Annotated in this window: 17 protein-coding genes; 9 read left to right on the top strand and 8 right to left on the bottom strand. The window is 71.2% G+C overall.

The annotated features are described in order from the left end of the window. Positions 1-45 precede the first annotated feature (45 nt). From araD to C1N81_RS33620, 6 genes are all read right to left on the bottom strand, one after another. Positions 46-1,788, bottom strand: coding sequence for an L-arabinonate dehydratase (gene araD / locus C1N81_RS33645; RefSeq protein WP_394435080.1), 1,743 nt, complete (start codon positions 1,786-1,788; stop codon positions 46-48). After that, positions 1,785-2,720 (bottom strand): dihydrodipicolinate synthase family protein, encoded by a 936-nt coding sequence (locus tag C1N81_RS33640; protein ID WP_394435079.1) that lies wholly within the window; start codon positions 2,718-2,720, stop codon positions 1,785-1,787. Before C1N81_RS33640 ends, araD begins: the two co-directional genes overlap by 4 nt. After that, a complete protein-coding gene (locus tag C1N81_RS33635; RefSeq protein WP_394435078.1) occupies positions 2,717-3,430 on the bottom strand; it encodes a GntR family transcriptional regulator in 714 nt (237 codons plus the stop codon). Before C1N81_RS33635 ends, C1N81_RS33640 begins: the two co-directional genes overlap by 4 nt. A gap of 263 nt (positions 3,431-3,693) precedes the next feature. Beyond that, complete coding sequence (locus C1N81_RS33630) at positions 3,694-4,275, bottom strand: TIGR03086 family metal-binding protein (protein ID WP_394435077.1); 582 nt, start codon at positions 4,273-4,275, stop codon at positions 3,694-3,696. A 110-nt stretch (positions 4,276-4,385) separates the two neighbouring features. Further along, positions 4,386-5,546, bottom strand: a complete 1,161-nt coding sequence (locus C1N81_RS33625) for a hypothetical protein (protein WP_394435076.1) — start codon at positions 5,544-5,546, stop codon at positions 4,386-4,388. Beyond that, entirely contained in the window at positions 5,543-6,508 is a 966-nt protein-coding gene (locus C1N81_RS33620; protein ID WP_394435075.1) for a 5-dehydro-4-deoxyglucarate dehydratase, read from the bottom strand. The genes C1N81_RS33625 and C1N81_RS33620 overlap by 4 nt, the downstream gene beginning before the upstream one ends. Before the next feature lie 216 nt (positions 6,509-6,724). On the opposite strand from C1N81_RS33620, the gene C1N81_RS33615 reads away from it, so the two are divergent. The 7 genes from C1N81_RS33615 to C1N81_RS33585 all read left to right on the top strand — a co-directional run bounded on the left by C1N81_RS33615 (position 6,725) and on the right by C1N81_RS33585 (position 13,191). Continuing rightward, positions 6,725-7,588: an NAD-dependent epimerase/dehydratase family protein gene (locus C1N81_RS33615; protein WP_394435074.1), complete on the top strand. Its 864-nt coding sequence runs from the start codon at positions 6,725-6,727 to the stop codon at positions 7,586-7,588. A gap of 271 nt (positions 7,589-7,859) precedes the next feature. Next, the gene (locus C1N81_RS33610) at positions 7,860-8,621 is read left to right on the top strand and encodes a DeoR/GlpR family DNA-binding transcription regulator (protein WP_394435073.1); all 762 of its coding nucleotides are present in this window, start codon (positions 7,860-7,862) and stop codon (positions 8,619-8,621) included. 131 nt (positions 8,622-8,752) lie between these two features. Continuing rightward, positions 8,753-10,126: an ABC transporter substrate-binding protein gene (locus tag C1N81_RS33605; RefSeq protein WP_394435072.1), complete on the top strand. Its 1,374-nt coding sequence runs from the start codon at positions 8,753-8,755 to the stop codon at positions 10,124-10,126. Further along, complete coding sequence (locus C1N81_RS33600; RefSeq protein WP_394435071.1) at positions 10,123-11,082, top strand: carbohydrate ABC transporter permease; 960 nt, start codon at positions 10,123-10,125, stop codon at positions 11,080-11,082. Before C1N81_RS33605 ends, C1N81_RS33600 begins: the two co-directional genes overlap by 4 nt. Further along, on the top strand, positions 11,079-11,942 hold the full coding sequence (locus C1N81_RS33595) for a carbohydrate ABC transporter permease (RefSeq protein WP_394435070.1): 864 nt from the start codon (positions 11,079-11,081) through the stop codon (positions 11,940-11,942). Before C1N81_RS33600 ends, C1N81_RS33595 begins: the two co-directional genes overlap by 4 nt. Continuing rightward, positions 11,939-12,928 carry a zinc-dependent alcohol dehydrogenase family protein gene (locus tag C1N81_RS33590; protein WP_394435069.1) on the top strand — a complete coding sequence of 330 codons (990 nt, stop codon included), beginning with the start codon at positions 11,939-11,941 and terminating at the stop codon, positions 12,926-12,928. The genes C1N81_RS33595 and C1N81_RS33590 overlap by 4 nt, the downstream gene beginning before the upstream one ends. 41 nt (positions 12,929-12,969) lie before the next feature. Then, positions 12,970-13,191 (top strand): hypothetical protein, encoded by a 222-nt coding sequence (locus C1N81_RS33585; RefSeq protein WP_394435068.1) that lies wholly within the window; start codon positions 12,970-12,972, stop codon positions 13,189-13,191. A 10-nt stretch (positions 13,192-13,201) separates the two neighbouring features. Here C1N81_RS33585 and C1N81_RS33580 read toward each other — a convergent pair whose 3' ends face one another. Continuing rightward, complete coding sequence (locus C1N81_RS33580; RefSeq protein ID WP_394438397.1) at positions 13,202-14,458, bottom strand: TerD family protein; 1,257 nt, start codon at positions 14,456-14,458, stop codon at positions 13,202-13,204. 192 nt (positions 14,459-14,650) lie between these two features. On the opposite strand from C1N81_RS33580, the gene C1N81_RS33575 reads away from it, so the two are divergent. Continuing rightward, a complete protein-coding gene (locus C1N81_RS33575) occupies positions 14,651-16,099 on the top strand; it encodes an amino acid permease (RefSeq protein ID WP_394438396.1) in 1,449 nt (482 codons plus the stop codon). Between the two features lie 16 nt (positions 16,100-16,115). On the opposite strand, the gene C1N81_RS33570 is transcribed toward C1N81_RS33575, so the two are convergent. Further along, the gene (locus C1N81_RS33570; RefSeq protein WP_394435067.1) at positions 16,116-17,588 is read right to left on the bottom strand and encodes an alkaline phosphatase PhoX; all 1,473 of its coding nucleotides are present in this window, start codon (positions 17,586-17,588) and stop codon (positions 16,116-16,118) included. 334 nt (positions 17,589-17,922) lie between these two features. On the opposite strand from C1N81_RS33570, the gene C1N81_RS33565 reads away from it, so the two are divergent. Continuing rightward, positions 17,923-18,171 (top strand): hypothetical protein, encoded by a 249-nt coding sequence (locus tag C1N81_RS33565; protein ID WP_394435066.1) that lies wholly within the window; start codon positions 17,923-17,925, stop codon positions 18,169-18,171. The last annotated feature ends 16 nt before the right edge of the window (positions 18,172-18,187 follow it).

Here is an 18,187-nt window from a genome sequence, read left to right as displayed (position 1 = left end):
CCCGTGAGGGCGGGAGGAGGAGAGAGGAGAGGAGGAGGGGGCGGGTCAGCCCGCGTAGGGATCGGGGACCGCGCCCGGCTTGGCCAGGAAGGCGAAGTCGCAGCCGGTGTCGGCCTGGGTGATCTGCTCGTTGTAGAGCGCGCCGTAGCCGCGCTCGTACCGCTCGGGCGGCGCGGTCCATGCGGCGCGGCGGCGCTCCAACTCTGCGTCGGGGACGTTCAGTCGCAGGGTGCGGGCGGCGACGTCGAGGGTGATCGAGTCACCGGTGCGGACCAGCGCCAGCGGTCCGCCGACGTAGGACTCGGGGGCGATGTGCAGCGCGCACGCCCCGTAGCTGGTGCCGCTCATGCGGGCGTCGGAGATCCGCACCATGTCGCGTACGCCCTGCTTGAGCAGGTGGTCGGGGATCGGCAGCATCCCGTACTCGGGCATGCCGGGGCCGCCCTTGGGTCCTGAGTTGCGCAGTACCAGGACGGTGTCGGCGGTGATGCCGAGGCCCGGGTCGTTGATGGTGCGCTGCATCGTCCGGTAGTCGTCGAAGACGACTGCGGGCCCCGTGTGCTTGAGCAGGTGCGGTTCGGCGGAGATGTGCTTGATGACGGCGCCGTCCGGGCAGAGGTTGCCGCGCAGGACGGCGACGCCGCCCTCGGTCGCGACCGGGTTCTCGCGGGCGCGGATGACGTCGTCGTCGTGGACGGCGGCGCCTTCGAGCTGGTCGCGGAGGCGGCCGTTGACGGTCGGGCGGTCCAGATGGAGCAGGTCGGGGATGCGGGAGAGGAACGCGGGCAGGCCGCCGGCGAAGTAGAAGTCCTCCATCAGGTACGTCTGTCCGCCCGGCCGCACGTTGGCGAGGACCGGCACGGTACGGGCGACGCGGTCGAAGTCGTCGAGGGTGAGGCGGACGCCCGCGCGGCCCGCCATGGCGATCAGGTGGATCACGGCGTTGGTCGAGCCGCCGAGGCCGAGCACGGTGGTGACGGCGTCCTCGAAGGCGTCCGCGGTGAGGATCTCGGACGGCTTGAGGGCGGTCCAGGCGAGGTCGACGGCGCGCCGCCCGGACGCGGCGGCCATCCGCTCGTGCGCCGAGTCGACCGCGGGGATCGACGAGGCGCCGGGCAGTGTCATGCCAAGCGCTTCCGCGGCGGCGGTCATCGTGGAGGCGGTCCCCATGGTCATGCAGTGACCGGGCGAGCGGGCGAGGCCGCCTTGCAGTTCGCGCAGTTCGCAGTCGGTGAGGTTGCCTGCGCGGTGCTCGTCCCAGTATTTCCACATGTCGGTGCCGGAGCCGAGGGTCTCGCCGCGCCAGTGTCCCGGCAGCATCGGCCCGGCGGGCACGAAGAGGGACGGCACGTCGGCGGAGGTGGCGCCCATGAGCAGGGCCGGGGTCGACTTGTCGCAGCCGCCGAGCAGGACCGCCGCGTCGACCGGGTAGGAGCGCAGCAGCTCCTCGGTCTCCATGGCGAGCAGGTTGCGGTAGAGCATCGGGGTCGGCTTCTGGTACGTCTCCGAGAGCGTGGAGACGGGGAACTCCAGCGGGAAGCCGCCCGCCTGCCATACGCCCCGCTTGACCGCTTCGGCGCGTTCCCGCAGGTGGACGTGGCAGGGATTGATGTCCGACCAGGTGTTGAGGACGGCGATCACCGGGCGGCCCCGGTACTCCTCGGCCTCATAGCCGAGCTGGCGCATCCGGGCGTTGTGCGACCAGGTGCGCAGGGCGCCCTCGGTGCCGTACCACTGGTGGGAGCGCAGCCGCTCGGGTGTGAGCCGTGCTCTCGGGACGTCGGTCATATCGACCACCCCGCGGCGATCTCGGCGACCTCGGCGCGCTCCGCCCGCGGCAGTTCCTGACTGGGCGGGCGTACGTCACGGCGGCACAGGCCGAGCGAGGCGAGGGCTTCCTTGACGACGGTGACGTTGTTGGCGGAGGCGTCGGCGCCGCGCAGCTCCTCGAAGCGGCGGATCTGCTCCCACACCTTCATGGCCTTCGGGTAGTCGCCCGATCGAAGTGCTTCGATCATGGACAGCGAGACGCCCGGTGCGACGTTCACGAGCCCCGACGTGAAGCCGGTGGCGCCGGCCGAGAAGTACGAGGGCGCGTACGGCTCGGCGAGCCCGGCGACCCAGACGAACCGGTCGAGACCCGCGTCCCGGGCGAACGCGGCGAACCGCGCGGCGTCCGGCACGGCGTACTTCACGCCGATCACGTTCGGGCAGGCGGCGCCGAGTTCGGCGAGCCGGGCGCCCGGCAGCGCGGCGTTCTTCAGGTACGGGACGACACCGATCTCCGGGACGGCGTCGGCGATGGCCCGGTGGTAGTCGACCCAGCCGCCCTCGGAGACGTACGGGTGCACGGGCTGGTGCACCATCACCATTTGGGCGCCGAGGTCACGGGCGTGCCGGGCGGCGTCGACGGCGGTCGGGACGTCGTGCCCGACGCCGACGAGGACGGCGGTCCCGGGCCTCTTCCCCGCCCCGGTCCCGGCGAGGGTCAGCTCGGTGACGCGGCGCCGCTCCCCGGGCGTCAGCGCGTAGAACTCGCCGGTGTTCCCGTTCGGCGTGAGCGTGCGCACCCCGGCGTCGAGCAGCCGCCGCAGCAGGGCCGTGTAGGCGGCCTCGTCGACCGTCCCGTCCTCGGCGAACGGGGTCACGGGGATCGCCACCACGTCGGCCAGCGCGGCCCGCTGGGTCTGGAACGCGTACGACGCTGTCGTGCCTGTCATGAGCGCGGCTCACCCTTCTGGTTCGGCTGGTCCGGCTGGTTCGGCTGATTCGGCTGATCCGGGCCGAGGATCTCGATCTCGGGGAACGCCCGCCGCACGAACGAGGCGATGTGGTCGCGCAGGGCTCGTGAGGCGCCCTGCGCGTCACCTGCGAGCGCCAGCTCCAGGATCTCCCGGTGCTCGGTGGCCTCCCGGTCCCAGGAGGGGTGCGCGGCCCAGGCCACGGCGGAGACGAGGGCGGCCTGGTCGCGGACCTCGTCGAGCATCTTGCCGAGCAGCGGGTTGCCGCACGGGACGTAGAGCGCGCGGTGGAACTCCCGGTTGGCGAGGGAGCGCTGGGCCGTGTCGTCGGCGGTGGCGGCGCGCTCCAGGGCCTCGCGGGCGGCGTCGAGCGAGGCGCGGCGGTGCACGGTGCGGCGCAGCGCCTCGGGTTCGAGGAGGAGGCGCACGTCGTAGACCTCGCGGGCCATGTCCGCGTCCACCATGCGCACCGTGACGCCCTTGTACTGGCTCATCACGACGAGTCCGGTCCCGGCCAGGGTCTTGAGCGCCTCGCGCACCGGCGTCTTGGAGACGCCGAACTGCGCGGCGAGGTCGGTCTCCACCAGTGGCTGGCCCGGCCTCAACTGCCCGGTCAGGATGCGGTGCTTGATCTCGTCCTGCACGTATTGCGTACGGGAGGAGGGGATCGGAGTGGGCACTGAGGTCATGCGCGCCTCTCGCGTGTCACGTGTGATGTGGGGCTGATCGTTGATCGTGTTTCGCGTATCGCGTGTCTCGCATCGCGTATCTCGTATCGCGTCTCATATATGACGTACGAAGTACGACGCGTTGAAGCTAGAAGCACGGCGATGTTTCGTCAACGCTTCCGACGAAAGAAGTTCGACCGGCCCCGAAAAAGCCGACTGCCCACCGCGGTCGGCTCAAGTGCACGCTCACGGAGGGCAGTTGGAATCGGTCGGCGAAACCCCGGTCACGCCTTCCAGGCCGGGTCGCGACCGCTGAGGCCGATGACCCGGTCGAGCAGCGGGGCGCCGTCCGGCACGGGCACGATGGGCCCGAACAGGCCGTCGCGCCCGTCGCCCTCGGCGCTCTCCTGCGGGGTGAGCAGATCGCGGGCGGCCCGCACCGCCGCCTCGTCGGGCACGTACTCCTGCCCCGTGGCGCGGGCCAGGTCCCAGCCGTGCACGACCAGCTCGTCGGCGGTGACCAGGCCCGCGACCGCGCCGGGCAGGTCGAGGCCGCCCGCTCGCGTCATGCCCTCCCAGGCCGCGGGCTCGTTCCAGGTGTCGACCAGCGCGTCCAGCGCCTTGGGCAGGGCGGCGCGCCAGTCGGCCGGGAGTTCGGGCAGCCCGGGGCCCGGGTTGCCGCCCTCGGTCTCCTTGCGCCCTGCGGCGCGCAGCCCGGCGGCCAGGCCGACGAGGTGGCCGAGCAGCTCGCGCACCGTGTAGTCGGGGCACGGGGTGGGCAGGCCGAGCTGGTCCTCGCGGACGCCGTGGGCGAGGCGCGCGACGATGCGGGCCTGGGGGCCGAGGTCCAGGGTGGTGTCACTCATGACGATGGGGCGCCCTTCCGGTGTGAGTACGGGGTTCTTCAGCACTGTGGACTCCAGGTTCTTCAGCACTGTGGACTCCCCCGGCACCCGGAACTCATCGCCGCGCACGATCAGAGCTGGGCGAGCGCCTCCTTCACCGCGCTCAGGTCCGCGTCCGACGCGAGCCCCGCATGGTAGAGCCGCAGCTCGTTCGCGCCCAGGTCACGGGCGGCGCGGGCGTCCTCGGCGAGGGTGCCGGGGCTGCCGCCCATGCCGCGTACGACGGTGAGGTTCGCGGCGACGACGCCCTTGCCCTGCGCGGCGAACGGCCCGACGAGGTCCGCGCCGCCCGTGCAGGGCACGACGACGCCGTCCGCGACGGAGAGGATGTGCGCCGGGTCGACCCCGACGTTGGCGCCGCAGTGGTACGAGACGGGGTCGGCGTGGAGCAGGACCTGGAAGTCCGGCGGGGCCGCCTCCCGTACCGCGGCCACCGCGGCTTCCTGGAGGGAGCGGGCGGTCGCGTCCCGGTACGCGCGGGTGGCGGTGGCGGTTCCGGCGCCGAGGAGCTTCTCGACGGTGGGCCAGCCGTCGTCGGACGCCCGGCCGCGCCACAGGGGTTCCAGGGCGGTGCGGACGGCTGCCGCCAGCCCGGCCGCTTCGAGCCCGTGCCGGGCGTACCCCTCCTCGCAGGCCGGGCAGAAGCACAGGGACATCAGGTACTGCCCGGCCTCGCCGAGGCCGACACCGGCCGTCTTGTCGTGGGCGTGCAGATGGGCGAGGCCGTACCAGCCGAGGGACTCCAGCTCGGTGCCGCGGGCGCCGGGCCGGGTGGCGGCCTCGGCGGCGAGGGCGGTCAGGTAGGCGCGGGTGGCGGCCTGGGCGATGCACGGGGCCCAGGGGTAGCGGTCGCCGTAGGCGTTGCGGACGGAGGTGTGCGGGTGCTCGGCGCCGAGCCGGCTGTTGTGGGCGAGGACGACCCAGGTGTGGACGTCGAGCCCGGCGTCGGCGAGCGCGGCGGCGGCTTCCCCGTACGCGTCACCGGTGGCCCAGTCCCCGGCGGCGTAGGGCCTCAACTCCCGCCCGTGCCACCGCTGTTCGTCCGTCGGATACAGCACGGAGGCGTGTTCGGCGGTGACGATGCGGTGGCGCGGGTGGCGGGGGGTGAGGGCCCGGGTGGAGTGGTAGGCGGCGGCGAGGGTGACCTGCTGGACGCCGAGGCCGGCGATGCGGCGGGCGGCGTCCGGGTCGCCGTTGACGTCCCAGGGGTAGACGAACGCGGAGACCTTCACGCGTCGCCCCCCTCGGTGCTTTCGAGCAGCGCCTCGCCGCGCTCGATGAGCTCGGCGAGCTGCTTGACGTGCTCCCCGGCCGGCTCCTGGAGCGGCGGGCGGACCTCGCCGACGTCGAGCCCGCGCAGCCGCACACCCGCCTTGACCAGGGAGACCGCGTAGCCCTTGCCCTGGTTGCGGAGTTCGACGAGCGGCCGGTAGAAGCCGTCGAGGAGCTTGTGCACGGTCGCGTCGTCGCCGGTGTTCAGCGCCTTGTGGAACGCCTGCGCGATGTCGGGCGCGAAGCAGAAGACGGCGGAGGAGTAGAGGGTGATGCCGATGCCGCGGTAGGCGAGGCCGGTGAGTTCGGCGGTGGGCAGCCCGTTGAAGTAGAGGAAGTCCTCGCCGGGGGCCTCGGCGCGTACGGCGCTGACGATGCGCTGCATCAGGTCGAGGTCGCCGAGGCCGTCCTTCAGGCCGAGGATCTTGGGGTGGCGGGCGAACTCGACGACGGTCTCCGGGGTGAAGACGGCGTTGTCCCGCTGGTAGACGATGACGTCGAGGGAGGTCGCCTCCGCGAGCTGCGTGTAGTGGCGCAGGAGCCCCTCCTGCCCCGCCACGACGAGGTAGGGCGGCATCGCGAGGAGGCCGTCGGCGCCCGCCCGCTCGGCGAGCCGGGCGTACTGGACGGCGAGCGCGGTGCCGTAGCCGGCGCCCGCGACGACGGGCACCCGGCCCTCGGCCGCCTCGACGGCGGCGGCGACGCACGCCTCGAACTCCTCGGGGGCGAGCGCGTGGAACTCCCCGGTGCCGCAGCAGGCGAAGACGGCGGCGGCCCCGGCCTCGACGCCGCGCCGTACGTGGGCGCGGTAGGTGTCGAGGTCGACAGCGGCGCCGTCGCCGTCGGGCCCGTACGCGGTGACGGGGAAGAACAGCGGACCGCTGGGGACGCTGAGTCGGGCGGCGAGGGCGGCTGAGGTCACGGGCTCTCCCTGGACATGATCTTGATCACGTGCACGTTTATGATCCGCGTCTACATTTCTGAACGTGCTCACGGTAAGCCGCCCCGGAGGGGACGGTCAAGCACCTGAACTCGCCGCACGAGCACCACCCTTGACGGGCTCGGACGCCGCTCCATAACGTGACCCCCAGTGTGTCCACGCATGTGAATGCAGCTCGAAGACACGGAGATCACGCGCATGTCAGAGCCCTCGCCGTCCTCACCGCCCGCCGGACCCCGCACCATTCTCCTCACCGGCGCCGCCGGCGGGCTCGGCACGCTGATGCGGGAGCTGCTGCCCCCGCACGGCTACACGCTCCGGCTGCTCGACGTCCGGCCCATCGCGGACGCGCCGGACGCCATCGTCGCCGACCTGAACGACACGGAGGCGCTGCGCGAGGCGGTGCGCGGCGTCGACGGCGTGCTGCACCTGGCGGGCATCTCCCTCGAGTCCACCTTCGACAAGATCCTCGAGTCGAACATCAAGGGCACCCACCACCTCTACGAGGCCGTGCGCGCCGAGGCCGGGAGCCGCGGCGACGGCACCGCCCCCCGTGTCGTCTTCGCCTCCTCCAACCACGCGATCGGCTTCACCCCGCGCCCGCACACGGAGGAGGGCGCCCCGCTCGTCCCCGTCTCGACGCTCCGCCGCCCCGACACCTACTACGGCCTGTCCAAGTCGTTCGGCGAGGACCTGGCGCAGTTCTACTGGGACAAGTTCGGCGTGGAGACCGTCTCGGTCCGGATCGGCTCCTGCTTCAAGGAGCCCACCGACGTCCGCATGATGTCGGTGTGGATGAGCCCCGCGGACGGCGCCCGCCTCTTCTCCGCGGCCCTGACCGCCCCGGACGTCGGCCACACCGTCGTCTACGGCTCCTCCGCCAACACCCGCCTCTGGTGGGACCTCTCCAGCGCCCGCGCCCTCGGCTACGACCCGCAGGACGACTCCGAGGAGTACGCGGAGACCCTCCTCGCCGAGTTCGGTCCCCTGACGGACGACAACCCGGCCCATCGATACATGGGCGGCCGCTTCATCAACGACCCCCCGATCTGGCCACACTGAGCACCGCATTACGGACAGGCGCAAGGGCGGGCGGGCACCGAACGGGCCCGTCCGCCCCGCCGTTCGGGCATCCGGAGCGCCCGAACAGACACGCCGCACCGCTCCCGCGCAGGTCCACGGCGGGCGGCCCGTATTCCGAACGGGCCGATACGGGCAGCATCAAGTCCGCAACAGGCCTGGTAACCGCCGCCCCGCGCCGGTAGAACTTCCGGTGCGGGCTCTTCCGGGCCCGAACGGGCAACGGAGCTGCTGCCAAGGGAGGCGGGTCGGCATGAGCGCGGAGGAACGCCAGCGGGAGATCGTGCGCACCGCGCGCCGCACCGGGTCCGTCGACGTCACGGAACTCGCGATCGAGCTGGGTGTCGCCAAGGAGACCGTCCGCCGCGACCTGCGCGCCCTGGAGGACCACGGCCTGGTCCGGCGCACGCACGGCGGGGCGTATCCGGTGGAGAGCGCCGGGTTCGAGACGACACTCGCGTTCCGTACGACGATGCACGTGCCGGAGAAGCGGCGGATCGCGTCGGCCGCCGCCGATCTGCTCGGCGACGCCGAGACCGTCTTCATCGACGAGGGGTTCACCCCGCAGCTGATCGCCGAGGCGCTGCCCCGGGACCGGCCGCTGACCGTCGTCACCGCCTCGCTCGCCACCGCGGGCGCGCTCGCCGAGGCCGACAACACCACCGTGCTGCTGCTCGGCGGCCGGGTCCGCGCGGGCACGCTCGCCACCGTCGACCACTGGACGACGAAGATGCTGGCCGGGTTCGTCCTCGACCTCGCCTACATCGGCGCCAACGGCATCTCCCGGGACCACGGCCTCACCACCCCGGACCCGGCCGTCAGCGAGGTGAAGGCGCAGGCGATCAGGGCCGCCCGGCGCACCGTCTTCACGGGCGTGCACACCAAGTTCGGGGCGGTCAGCTTCTGCCGCTTCGCGCCGGTCGGCGCCCTTGAGGCGATCGTCACGGGCAGCCAGCTGCCCACGTCCGAAGCCCACCGCTACTCCCTGATGGGCCCGCAGGTCATCCGCGTCTGACCCCCGTCACGGACGGACCGGCGGAGAACGAACAGGAACAAGCAGAAGAACACCGCACCCCCACTCGGGCACCCCCCTGCCCGCGCATCTTCCCCTTCATCCCCATACGCCCCATAAGTCCAGGAGCAACCATGCGAACCCACAGCCGACGGAGGCCGCCGGGCGCCCTGCTCGCCACAGCCGCCGCAGGGACGCTGCTCATCCCCCTCCTGTCCGGCTGCTGGGCCGGCGCCGGCGGGCTCGGTACGGGCGGCGACGCCATCAACGTACTGATGGTGAACAACCCGCAGATGACCCAGTTGCAGAAGCTGACCTCCCGCTACTTCACCCGGGAGACCGGAATCAAGGTCAACTTCACCGTGCTGCCCGAGAACGACGTCCGCGACAAGATCAGCCAGGACTTCGCCAACCAGGCGGGCCAGTACGACGTGGCGACGCTCAGCAACTACGAGATCCCCATATACGCGCGCAACGGCTGGCTGCACGACCTCGACCCGTACGTGCAGAAGGACTCCGGCTTCGACCAGCAGGACATCCTCAAGCCGATGCGCGAGTCGCTCACCGGCGACGACGGCAAGCTCTACGGCGAGCCCTTCTACGGCGAGTCGTCCTTCCTCATGTACCGCAAGGACGTCTTCGCCAAGAAGGGGCTGAAGATGCCCGACCGCCCGACCTGGCAGCAGGTCGCCGACCTCGCGGCGAAGGCCGACGGCGCGCAGTCCGGCATGAAGGGCATCTGCCTGCGCGGCCTGCCCGGCTGGGGCGAGCTGATGGCGCCGCTGACGACCGTCGTGAACACCTTCGGCGGCACCTGGTTCGACAAGGACTGGACCGCGCGCCTGGACGACAAGGGCTTCAAGGACGCCACCAAGTTCTACGTGGACCTCGTGCGCGAGCACGGTGAGTCGGGCGCCGCCCAGGCCGGGTTCGCCGAGTGCCTCAACAACCTCACCCAGTCCAAGACCGCCATGTGGTACGACGCGACCTCCGCCGCGGGCTCGCTCGAATCCGCGAACTCCCCGGTCAAGGGCAAGATCGGGTACGTGCCCGCGCCCGTCGTGAAGACGGAGGGCAGCGGCTGGCTCTACACCTGGGCGTGGGGCCTGCAGAAGGCGTCCCACAACCCCGACAACGCCTGGAAGTTCATCTCCTGGGCCTCCGGCAAGGAGTACGAGAAGCTCGTCGGCGAGAAGGTCGGCTGGTCCGACGTCCCGGCCGGCAAGCGCGCCTCCACGTACGAGATCCCCGAGTACCGGCGTGAGGCCGCCGCCTTCGTCGACGTGACCCGCACCGCCATCGAGGGCGCCCGGCCGCGCGACCCGGGCGTGCAGAAGCGGCCCGCGCCCGGCATCCAGTTCGTCGGCATCCCCGAGTTCACCGACCTCGGCACCAAGGTCTCGCAGGAGATCAGCGCGGCCATCGCCGGACGTCAGTCCGTCGACTCGGCCCTGAACAAGTCCCAAGAACTCGCCGCCGACATCGCGAAGGAGTACGAGGGCCGATGACCAGCACATCGACGACCCCGCCGGTGCCCGCGGCGCCCGCCGCCCGGCCCGACGCGCCCGGCGCCCGGCCCGACGCGCCCAACCGGCTCCGCGCCTGGGCCACCCGCGCGCCCCTGCTTCCCGCCCTGATCTTCATGATCGTCGTCACCCAGCTGCCGTTCGTGGCCACGCTGGTGATCTCCCTCTTCGACTGGAACGCGCTCTACCCGGACGCCCGCCACTTCACCTGGTTCGGCAACTACTCGGAGGTCCTCTCCGACCCCGACCTGCGTAAATCGGTCCTGACGACGATCGTCCTGACCGTCACCGTCGTCATCGTCAGCCTCGTCGTCGGGCTCGGTCTCGCGCTGCTCCTGGACCGCAAGTTCCGCGGGCGCGGCATCGTCCGGACGCTGCTCATCGCACCGTTCCTCGTCGTGCCCGTGGCGGCCGCGCTGCTCTGGAAGCACGTGCTCTACAACCCCGAGTACGGCCTCTTCAACGGCCTGCTGCACTACGTCGGCGGGCCCCAGCCGGACTGGATCTCCAACACCCCGCTGATGGCGGTGGAGATGGCGCTGATCTGGCAGTGGACCCCGTTCATGATGCTGATCCTGCTCGCGGGCCTGCAGTCGCGCTCCGCCGAACAGATCGAAGCCGCCCGGATGGACGGTGCGAGCCCCTGGCAGATCTTCCGCCACCTCACCCTGCCGCACCTGCGTCGCTACCTGGAGCTCGGCGCCCTGCTCGGTTCGATCTACATCGTGCAGAACTTCGACGCCGTCTTCACGCTCACCTCCGGCGGCCTGGGCACGGCCAACCTGCCCTACACCGTCTACCAGAGCTTCTACCAGGCCCACGAGAACGGCCTCGCCTCGGCCGCGGGCGTCCTGGTCGTCATCGGTTCGATCATCATCGCGACGTTCGCGCTCCGCGTCGTGTCGTCCCTGTTCCGCGAGGAGGTGTCACGCGGATGACCTCCACCGGCATCAGCGACAGCCCGCGCCCCACCAAGGGCTTCTTCAAGAGCAAGGGCCTCGGTCTCGCCGCCTGGCTGCTCGGCATCGTCTTCTTCCTGCCCATCGCGTGGATGGTGCTCACCTCCTTCCACTCGGAGGAGGACGCGGCGACCAACCCGCCGTCCTTCGCGGCATCGCTCACCCTCGACGGCTACCGCGAGTTCTTCGGCTCGGGCGGCGGCGCGAGCCCCTGGCCCGCGCTGATCAACTCGACGGTCGCCTCGCTCGCCTCGACGCTCTTCGTCCTGGTCCTGGCCCTGCCGGCGGCGTACGCGCTGTCGATCCGGCCGGTGAAGAAGTGGACCGACGTGCTCTTCTTCTTCCTCTCCACGAAGATGCTGCCCGTCGTCGCGGGGCTGCTCCCGCTCTACCTCTTCGCGAAGAACACCGACTTCCTCGACAACATCTGGCTGCTCGTCATCCTCTACACCTCGATGAACCTGCCGATCGCGGTGTGGATGATGCACTCGTTCCTCGCGGAGGTGCCGGTCGCGGTCATCGAGGCCGCGCAGATCGACGGCGCGCGGCTGCCCACCGTCCTGACCCGGGTGGTGGCCCCGATCGCGCTGCCCGGCATCGCGGCGACCGCGCTGATCTGCTTCATCTTCAGCTGGAACGAACTGCTCTTCGCACGGGTGCTGACCGGCGTCGTCGCCGAGACCGCCCCCGTCTTCCTGACCGGCTTCATCACGAGCCAGGGCCTGTTCCTGGCGAAGGTGTGCGCCGCGTCGCTCGTCATCTCCCTGCCGGTGCTCGCCGCGGGGTTCGCCGCCCAGGACAAGCTGGTCCAGGGCCTGTCGTTGGGAGCTGTGAAATGAAGGCCGCGATCGTCGAGTCCGTCGGCAAGGTCGTCGTCGGCGAGGTGCCCGACCCCACACCGGGGCCCCGGGACGTCGTCGTGGAGGTGGCGGCCTGCGGCCTCTGCGGGACCGATCTGCACATCCGCCAGGGCGAGTTCGCCCCGACCCTTCCGGTCGTGCCGGGCCACGAGTTCGCGGGCACGGTGGCCGAGGTCGGCAGCGCCGTCACCGAGGTGCGGGTCGGCGACCGGGTCGCGGTCGACCCGTCGCTGCACTGCCACGAGTGCCGCTTCTGCCGCGCCGGACGCGGCAACCTCTGTGAGCGCTGGGCCGCCATCGGCGTCACCACGGCGGGCGGCGCCGCCCAGTACGCCCTGGCCCCCGTCGCCAACTGCGTCCGCCTCCCCGACCACGTACGCACCCAGGACGCGGCCCTCATCGAACCGCTGTCCTGCGCGGTGCGAGGCTACGACGTGCTCCAGTCCCGGCTCGCCTCGCACGTCCTGATCTACGGGTCCGGGACCATGGGGCTGATGATGCTGGAGCTGGCCAAGCGGACCGGCGCCGCCACCGTCGACGTGGTCGACCTGAACCCGGAGCGGCTCGCCACCGCCAAGCAGCTCGGCGTCTCGGCCTCCGCCGCCAACCCCGACGAGCTGGACCGGCCCGAGGGCTGGGACGTGGTCATCGACGCGACGGGCAACGCGGCGGCGATCCAGGACGGCCTCGGCCGCGTCGCCAAGGCGGGCACGTTCCTCCAGTTCGGCGTCGCCGACTACGCGACCCGGGTGGAGATCGACCCGTACCGGATCTACAACCAGGAGATCACCATCACCGGCTCGATGGCCGTCCTGCACAGCTACGAGCGGGCCGCCGAGCTGTTCGCGGGCGGGGTCCTCGACCCGGAGGTCTTCATCAGCGACCGGCTGCCGCTCGACCAGTACCCGCAGGCGCTCGACCAGTTCGCGTCCGGCGTCGGCCGCAAGATCGTCGTCGTCCCGTAAACGAGTGGTGCCCTCGGCGCGGTCGGGACTACCTTCCGACCGTGCCGAGACCTCACGGATTCACCTACACCGAACGCGCCGACGGCAGCGTCACGATCACCCACTCAGGGCGCGACGCGGGCGTGCTGCGCGGCGCGCGGGCGGAACAATTCCTGGCCGAAGTGGTCGCGGGCGACGACCAGTTGGTCATGGCCCGCTGGACCGGGAACTACCGCAGGGGGAACGAGCGGCAGGCCCGCTCCCACCCGCGCAACCAGCGGTAGGGCCTGGACCTCAGAGCGCCTGGGCCGCCGGCTTCACCATGCCGCGCACCGTGCGCGACTTCACGAAGTCGCCCATCGCCGTCATCTCCCACTCGCCGGAGAACTGGCGGATCAGCTTCGCCATCATCACGCCGGTCTGCGCCTCCGCGCTCGTCAGGTCGAAGCGGACCAGCTCCTCGCCGGTCGCCGCGTCGAGCAGACGGCAGTACGCCTTGGCGACCTCGGTGAACTTCTGGCCCGAGAACGAGTTCACCGTGAAGACCAGGCCCGTGACCTCCTGCGGAAGGCGGCCGAGGTCGACGACGATCACTTCGTCGTCACCCGCGCCCTCGCCCGTGAGGTTGTCGCCGGAGTGCTTGATCGCGCCGTTCACGATCGACAGCTTGCCGAAGTAGCAGCTGTCGATGTGGTTGCGCTGCGGCCCGTACGCGATCACCGACGCGTCCAGGTCGATGTCCTTGCCGCGGAACGCGGGCTCCCAGCCGAGACCCATCTTGACCTGGCTGAGGAGCGGCTTGCCGCCCTTGACCAGGGACACCGTCTGGTTCTTCTGGAGGGAGACACGGCCCTTGTCGAGGTTGATCTTCCCGGAGCCGGGCGCGGGCGCGGCCGGAGCTGCCGGGGCCGCGGCGGGCGGCGGGGGCGGCGCGATGCGCGGGTCGACCGGCGGGGTGGTCGGCGCGGGCATGGCGGCGGCCGGGCTTGCGGCGGGGGCCGCGACGGGCGGGGCGGCGGGCGCTGCGGGCTGGGCGGCGGGCGCGGCGGGCGCCGCCGGTTCCTCGACCGAGACGCCGAAGTCGGTGGCGATCCCCGCGAGCCCGTCGGCGTAGCCCTGGCCGACCGCGCGGGCCTTCCACGCCCCGTTGCGCAGATAGACCTCCATGACGACGAGGGCCGTCTCCGTGCCGAGCTGCGGCGGCGTGAACGTGGCGAGGACCGAGCCGTCGTCCGCGCTGCGGATCGTGGCGGTCGGCTCGATGCCCTGGAAGGTCTGGCCCGCGGCGTCGGGGCTCGCGGTGACGACGATCTTCTCGATGCCCGGCGGCACCGCGGTGGTGTCCACGGTGATCGAGTCGGGGCTCGTGCCGCCGCCCGAGGTGTAGGTGACGCCGGGGCCCGAGGGCTGGTTGTAGAAGATGAAGTCGTCGTCCGAGCGCACCTTGCCGTCGGCGGTGAGCAGCAGGCCCGACACGTCGAGCCGCACGGGGGCCGAGACGTCCACCGCCACACGCTGCGCCGTGAGCGGGATGTTCGAACCAGGGGTCATTGCTGTCATGCCGGGGATAACGAGCGACTCCGCTTTACCGTTCCCTTACCGAAGGCCTTTTTGGCCGCCGCCTCCCCCGTACGGACGACACGGCACGGGCCCTGTCGCGGAAGCCGTGGATCGGCCGCGCGCAGTGCGAGAGTTCCGGGCGTGAATCTGCGCAAAAACTCATCAAACGAACAACACGGACACCTGTCGGACGATCCCACGGCCGCCGAGGGAGTCGCCGACGCGGGCGACCTCGGTTACAGCAAGGCCCTGAAATCCCGGCACATCAGCATGATCGCCATTGGCGGCGCGATCGGCACGGGGCTCTTCCTCGGCGCGGGCGGCAACCTCGCCAAGGCGGGCCCCGCGCTGGCCTTCGCGTACGCGGTGAGCGGTGTGTTCGCGTTCTTCGTCGTCCGGGCGCTCGGCGAGATGGTCGTGCACCGGCCGTCCTCGGGCTCGTTCGTGAGCTACGCGCGCGAGTTCCTGGGCGAGCAGGGCGCGTACGTCGCGGGCTGGATGTACGTCCTGAACTGGTCGACCACCGGCATGGCCGACATCACCGCGATCGCGCTCTACGTGCACTACTGGTCGATGTTCACCTCCGTGCCGCAGTGGGTGCTCGCGGCGATCGCCCTCGCCATCGTGCTCACGGTGAACCTGATCTCGGTCAAGAGCTTCGGCGAGATGGAGTTCTGGTTCGCCATCGTCAAGGTCGCCGCGATCGTGGTGTTCCTGCTGATCGGCGTCTTCTTCCTGGCCTCGCGCCAGGAGATCGAGAACCATGCGGCGGGGCTCTCGCTGATCAGTGACAACGGCGGCTGGTTCCCGATGGGCGTGCTGCCGGTCGTCCTCATCACGCAGACGGTGATCTTCGCGTACTCGGCGGTCGAGATGGTCGGCGTGACGGCGGGCGAGACCGCAGACCCGGAGACGGTGGTGCCCAAGGCGGTGAACTCGATCATGTGGCGCGTGGCCATCTTCTACGTCGGCTCCGTCGTGATGCTGACGCTGCTGCTGCCGTGGACGGCGTACGCGGCGGGCGAGAGCCCCTTCGTGACGGTCCTGTCGAAGATCGGGGTCCCGGCGGCGGGCGGCATCATGAACCTGGTCGTGCTGACGGCCGCGATGTCGTCCCTGAACTCCGGGCTCTACACGACGGGGCGCATCCTGCGCTCCATGGCGATGGCCGGTTCCGCGCCGTCCTTCACCGCGCGGATGAGCCGCAGCCACGTCCCGTACGCGGGCATCCTGCTGACCTCGACGGTGGCCCTGTTCGGCGTCGCGCTCAACGCATGGCTGCCCGAAGACGCGTTCGGGATCGTCACCAATGTGGCCTCGCTCGGCGTCATCTCCACCTGGTGCATGATCATGCTCTGCCATCTGGTGTTCGTGCGCCGCGCCAAGCAGGGGCTCGTGCGGCGGCCCGCGTTCCGGCTGTGGGGCTCGCCGTGGATCGAACTGGCGACGATCGCGTTCCTGCTCGCGGTGCTCGTGATGATGTGGTTCGACACGGACGGGCCGGGGCGCGACACCGTCCTGCTGCTCGTCCCCGTCGCGCTCGCCCTGGTGGCGGGCTGGTTCGCGGTACGGCGCAGGGTCCACCGGATCGCCGCCGAGCGGGAGGCGCCCCCGGTGGACCCCATGGGCTGAGAGCCCCGTCCCCGGATCAGCGCTGACGCTTCCAGGGGCCGGTGATCGCCAGCATGATGCCCGGCGTCTGGATGTTGGCGTACAGGGTGCGCCCGTCGGGCGAGAACGTGACGCCGGTGAACTCGCTGTACTCCGGGTCCTCGGCGGTGCCGATGTTCAGCTCGTTGCGCGCGATCGGGTAGGTGTTGCCGCGCTCGGTCGCGCCGAACAGGTGCTGGACGCCCTCGCCGTCCTCGGCGATGACCAGACCGCCGTACGGGGAGACGGTGATGTTGTCCGGGCCGTCGAAGGCGCCGTCGACGGACGGGTCGGGGTTGACCCCGAGCAGCACCTTGAGGGTCAGCGTGCGGCGCTTCGGGTCGTAGAACCAGACCTGGCCGTCGTGCGCGACCGGGCTCTCGGAGCGGGCGAAGGAGGAGACGACGTAGGCGCCGCCGTCCGCCCACCACATGCCCTCCAGCTTGCGGGCGCGGGTGATCTCGCCGTCCTTGAACTGCTTGCGGGTGGAGACCGTCTTGGCGTCGCGGTCGGGGACGTCCACCCAGTCGACGCCGTAGACCGTGCCGGTCTTCGTGGCGCGGGACAGGTCGTCGACGAACCGGCCGCCCGAGTCGAAGCACTTGAACGCCTGGAGGACACCCGCGTCGTCGGCGAGCGTACGGAGCTTGCCGCGGCCGTGGTGGAAGCCGTGCGGCGGCACCCACCGGTAGAGCAGGCCGTTGGGGCCGGAGGCGTCCTCGGTGAGGTACGCGTGGCCGCGCTTGGGGTCGATGACGACCGCCTCGTGCGCGTACCGGCCAAGGGCCTTGATCGGCTTCGGGGAGCGGTTGGCGCGGCGGTCGGCGGGGTCGACCTCGAAGACGTAGCCGTGGTCCTTGGTGAAGCCGTTCTTTCCGGCTTTGTCCTCGGTCTCCTCGCAGGTCAGCCAGGTGTTCCAGGGGGTGGAGCCGCCCGCGCAGTTGGTGGCGGTGCCCGCTATGCCGACCCACTCGGCGACCTCGCCGCCGCGGCGCACCTCGACGACCGTGCAGCCGCCGGCCGCCATCGGGTCGTAGACCAGGCCCTCGGTCAGCGGCACCGGGTGCGGCCAGTCGGCGCGGGCGCCCGCCAGCTCGTGGTTGTTGACGAGGAGGGTGGCGCCGCGCGGGCCCTCGAAGGTGGCCGTGCCGTCGTGGTTGGAGGGCGTGAACTCGCCGGACTCCAGCTTCGTCTTCCCGCAGTAGGTGACGATCTTGTACGAGAACCCGGCGGGCAGCGCGAGGATGCCCTTCGGGTCGGAGCGCAGCGGACCGTACCCGGCGCCGTGGTGGCCGTGCTCGTGGCCGTGGTCGTGCCCGTGTCCCTTGCCGGCGAGAGCGGTGTCGTCGAAGTCGTCCGTGGCGGCGAGCGCGCCCGGCGCCGTGGCCAGGGCGCCGACGGACCCGGCCAGGGCGACACCCGCGCCGGTGGCGGCGGAGCGTACGGCGAAGTCCCTGCGAGAGAGTGACATGGTGGCTGTCTCCTGCTGACGGTGAACGGGGGCGGGGCCGGGTGGGGTCACGGACCCTGTTTCCGGCCACACGTTCCCGCCCGCGCCTGAACAGCGGTTGAACGCGGCCCTACGTCCAGGGGCCCGCTTCGCCGACTTCCGTGAACGTCCGGGGCTCCGGCGGGCGTACGCGCATGGTCGGAAGAATCTTCGTAAAGAAGGTCAACAGGCGCACCGCGGGAGGGAAGTGAAGAATTCACGCGGAACGCCTTGACCCCCTTCCCGGACGGCAATAGACAAGCCCTACCTGCATCACCGCAGCACCGCATCACCCGTCTAGGGGGTGGCGAGCCCAGTGGACGCACGCCAGGCACGCGACCTCCATGCCGACCGGCTGCTGCGGCTGGCCAATGTCAACGGAGTCGCCACCGGGAAGGACGAGCACTCGGGCGCGGACGTCATCGTCGTCTTCGTCGTCCGGAAAGTGCCCCGCGACCGGCTCCGTGCGCACGACGTGATCCCCGACGAGCTCGAAGGCGTGCCGGTCCGCGTGCTCGCGGTCGGCGGCCTCGACGCCCAGGACGCAGCGGGCGGCGAGCCGTAGGGACCACGTACTCAGG

The sequence above is a fragment of the Streptomyces sp. SGAir0957 genome (genome assembly GCF_043523415.1).
The sequence above is the reverse complement of the archived record's forward strand: the minus strand, read 5'-3'. Positions and strand labels throughout refer to the sequence as shown.

Bases quoted from the DNA above. Each gene is read 5' to 3' on its own strand.
- C1N81_RS33595 (WP_394435070.1), top strand. From the start codon at position 11,079: ATGACCTCCACCGGCATCAGCGACAGCCCGCGCCCCACCAAGGGCTTC.
- C1N81_RS33590 (WP_394435069.1), top strand. From the start codon at position 11,939: ATGAAGGCCGCGATCGTCGAGTCCGTCGGCAAGGTCGTCGTCGGCGAG.
- C1N81_RS33600 (WP_394435071.1), top strand. From the start codon at position 10,123: ATGACCAGCACATCGACGACCCCGCCGGTGCCCGCGGCGCCCGCCGCC.
- araD (WP_394435080.1), bottom strand. From the start codon at position 1,788: ATGACCGACGTCCCGAGAGCACGGCTCACACCCGAGCGGCTGCGCTCC.
- C1N81_RS33580 (WP_394438397.1), bottom strand. From the start codon at position 14,458: ATGACCCCTGGTTCGAACATCCCGCTCACGGCGCAGCGTGTGGCGGTG.
- C1N81_RS33630 (WP_394435077.1), bottom strand. From the start codon at position 4,275: ATGAGTGACACCACCCTGGACCTCGGCCCCCAGGCCCGCATCGTCGCG.
- C1N81_RS33605 (WP_394435072.1), top strand. From the start codon at position 8,753: ATGCGAACCCACAGCCGACGGAGGCCGCCGGGCGCCCTGCTCGCCACA.
- C1N81_RS33570 (WP_394435067.1), bottom strand. From the start codon at position 17,588: ATGTCACTCTCTCGCAGGGACTTCGCCGTACGCTCCGCCGCCACCGGC.
- C1N81_RS33610 (WP_394435073.1), top strand. From the start codon at position 7,860: ATGAGCGCGGAGGAACGCCAGCGGGAGATCGTGCGCACCGCGCGCCGC.
- C1N81_RS33615 (WP_394435074.1), top strand. From the start codon at position 6,725: ATGTCAGAGCCCTCGCCGTCCTCACCGCCCGCCGGACCCCGCACCATT.
- C1N81_RS33635 (WP_394435078.1), bottom strand. From the start codon at position 3,430: ATGACCTCAGTGCCCACTCCGATCCCCTCCTCCCGTACGCAATACGTG.
- C1N81_RS33640 (WP_394435079.1), bottom strand. From the start codon at position 2,720: ATGACAGGCACGACAGCGTCGTACGCGTTCCAGACCCAGCGGGCCGCG.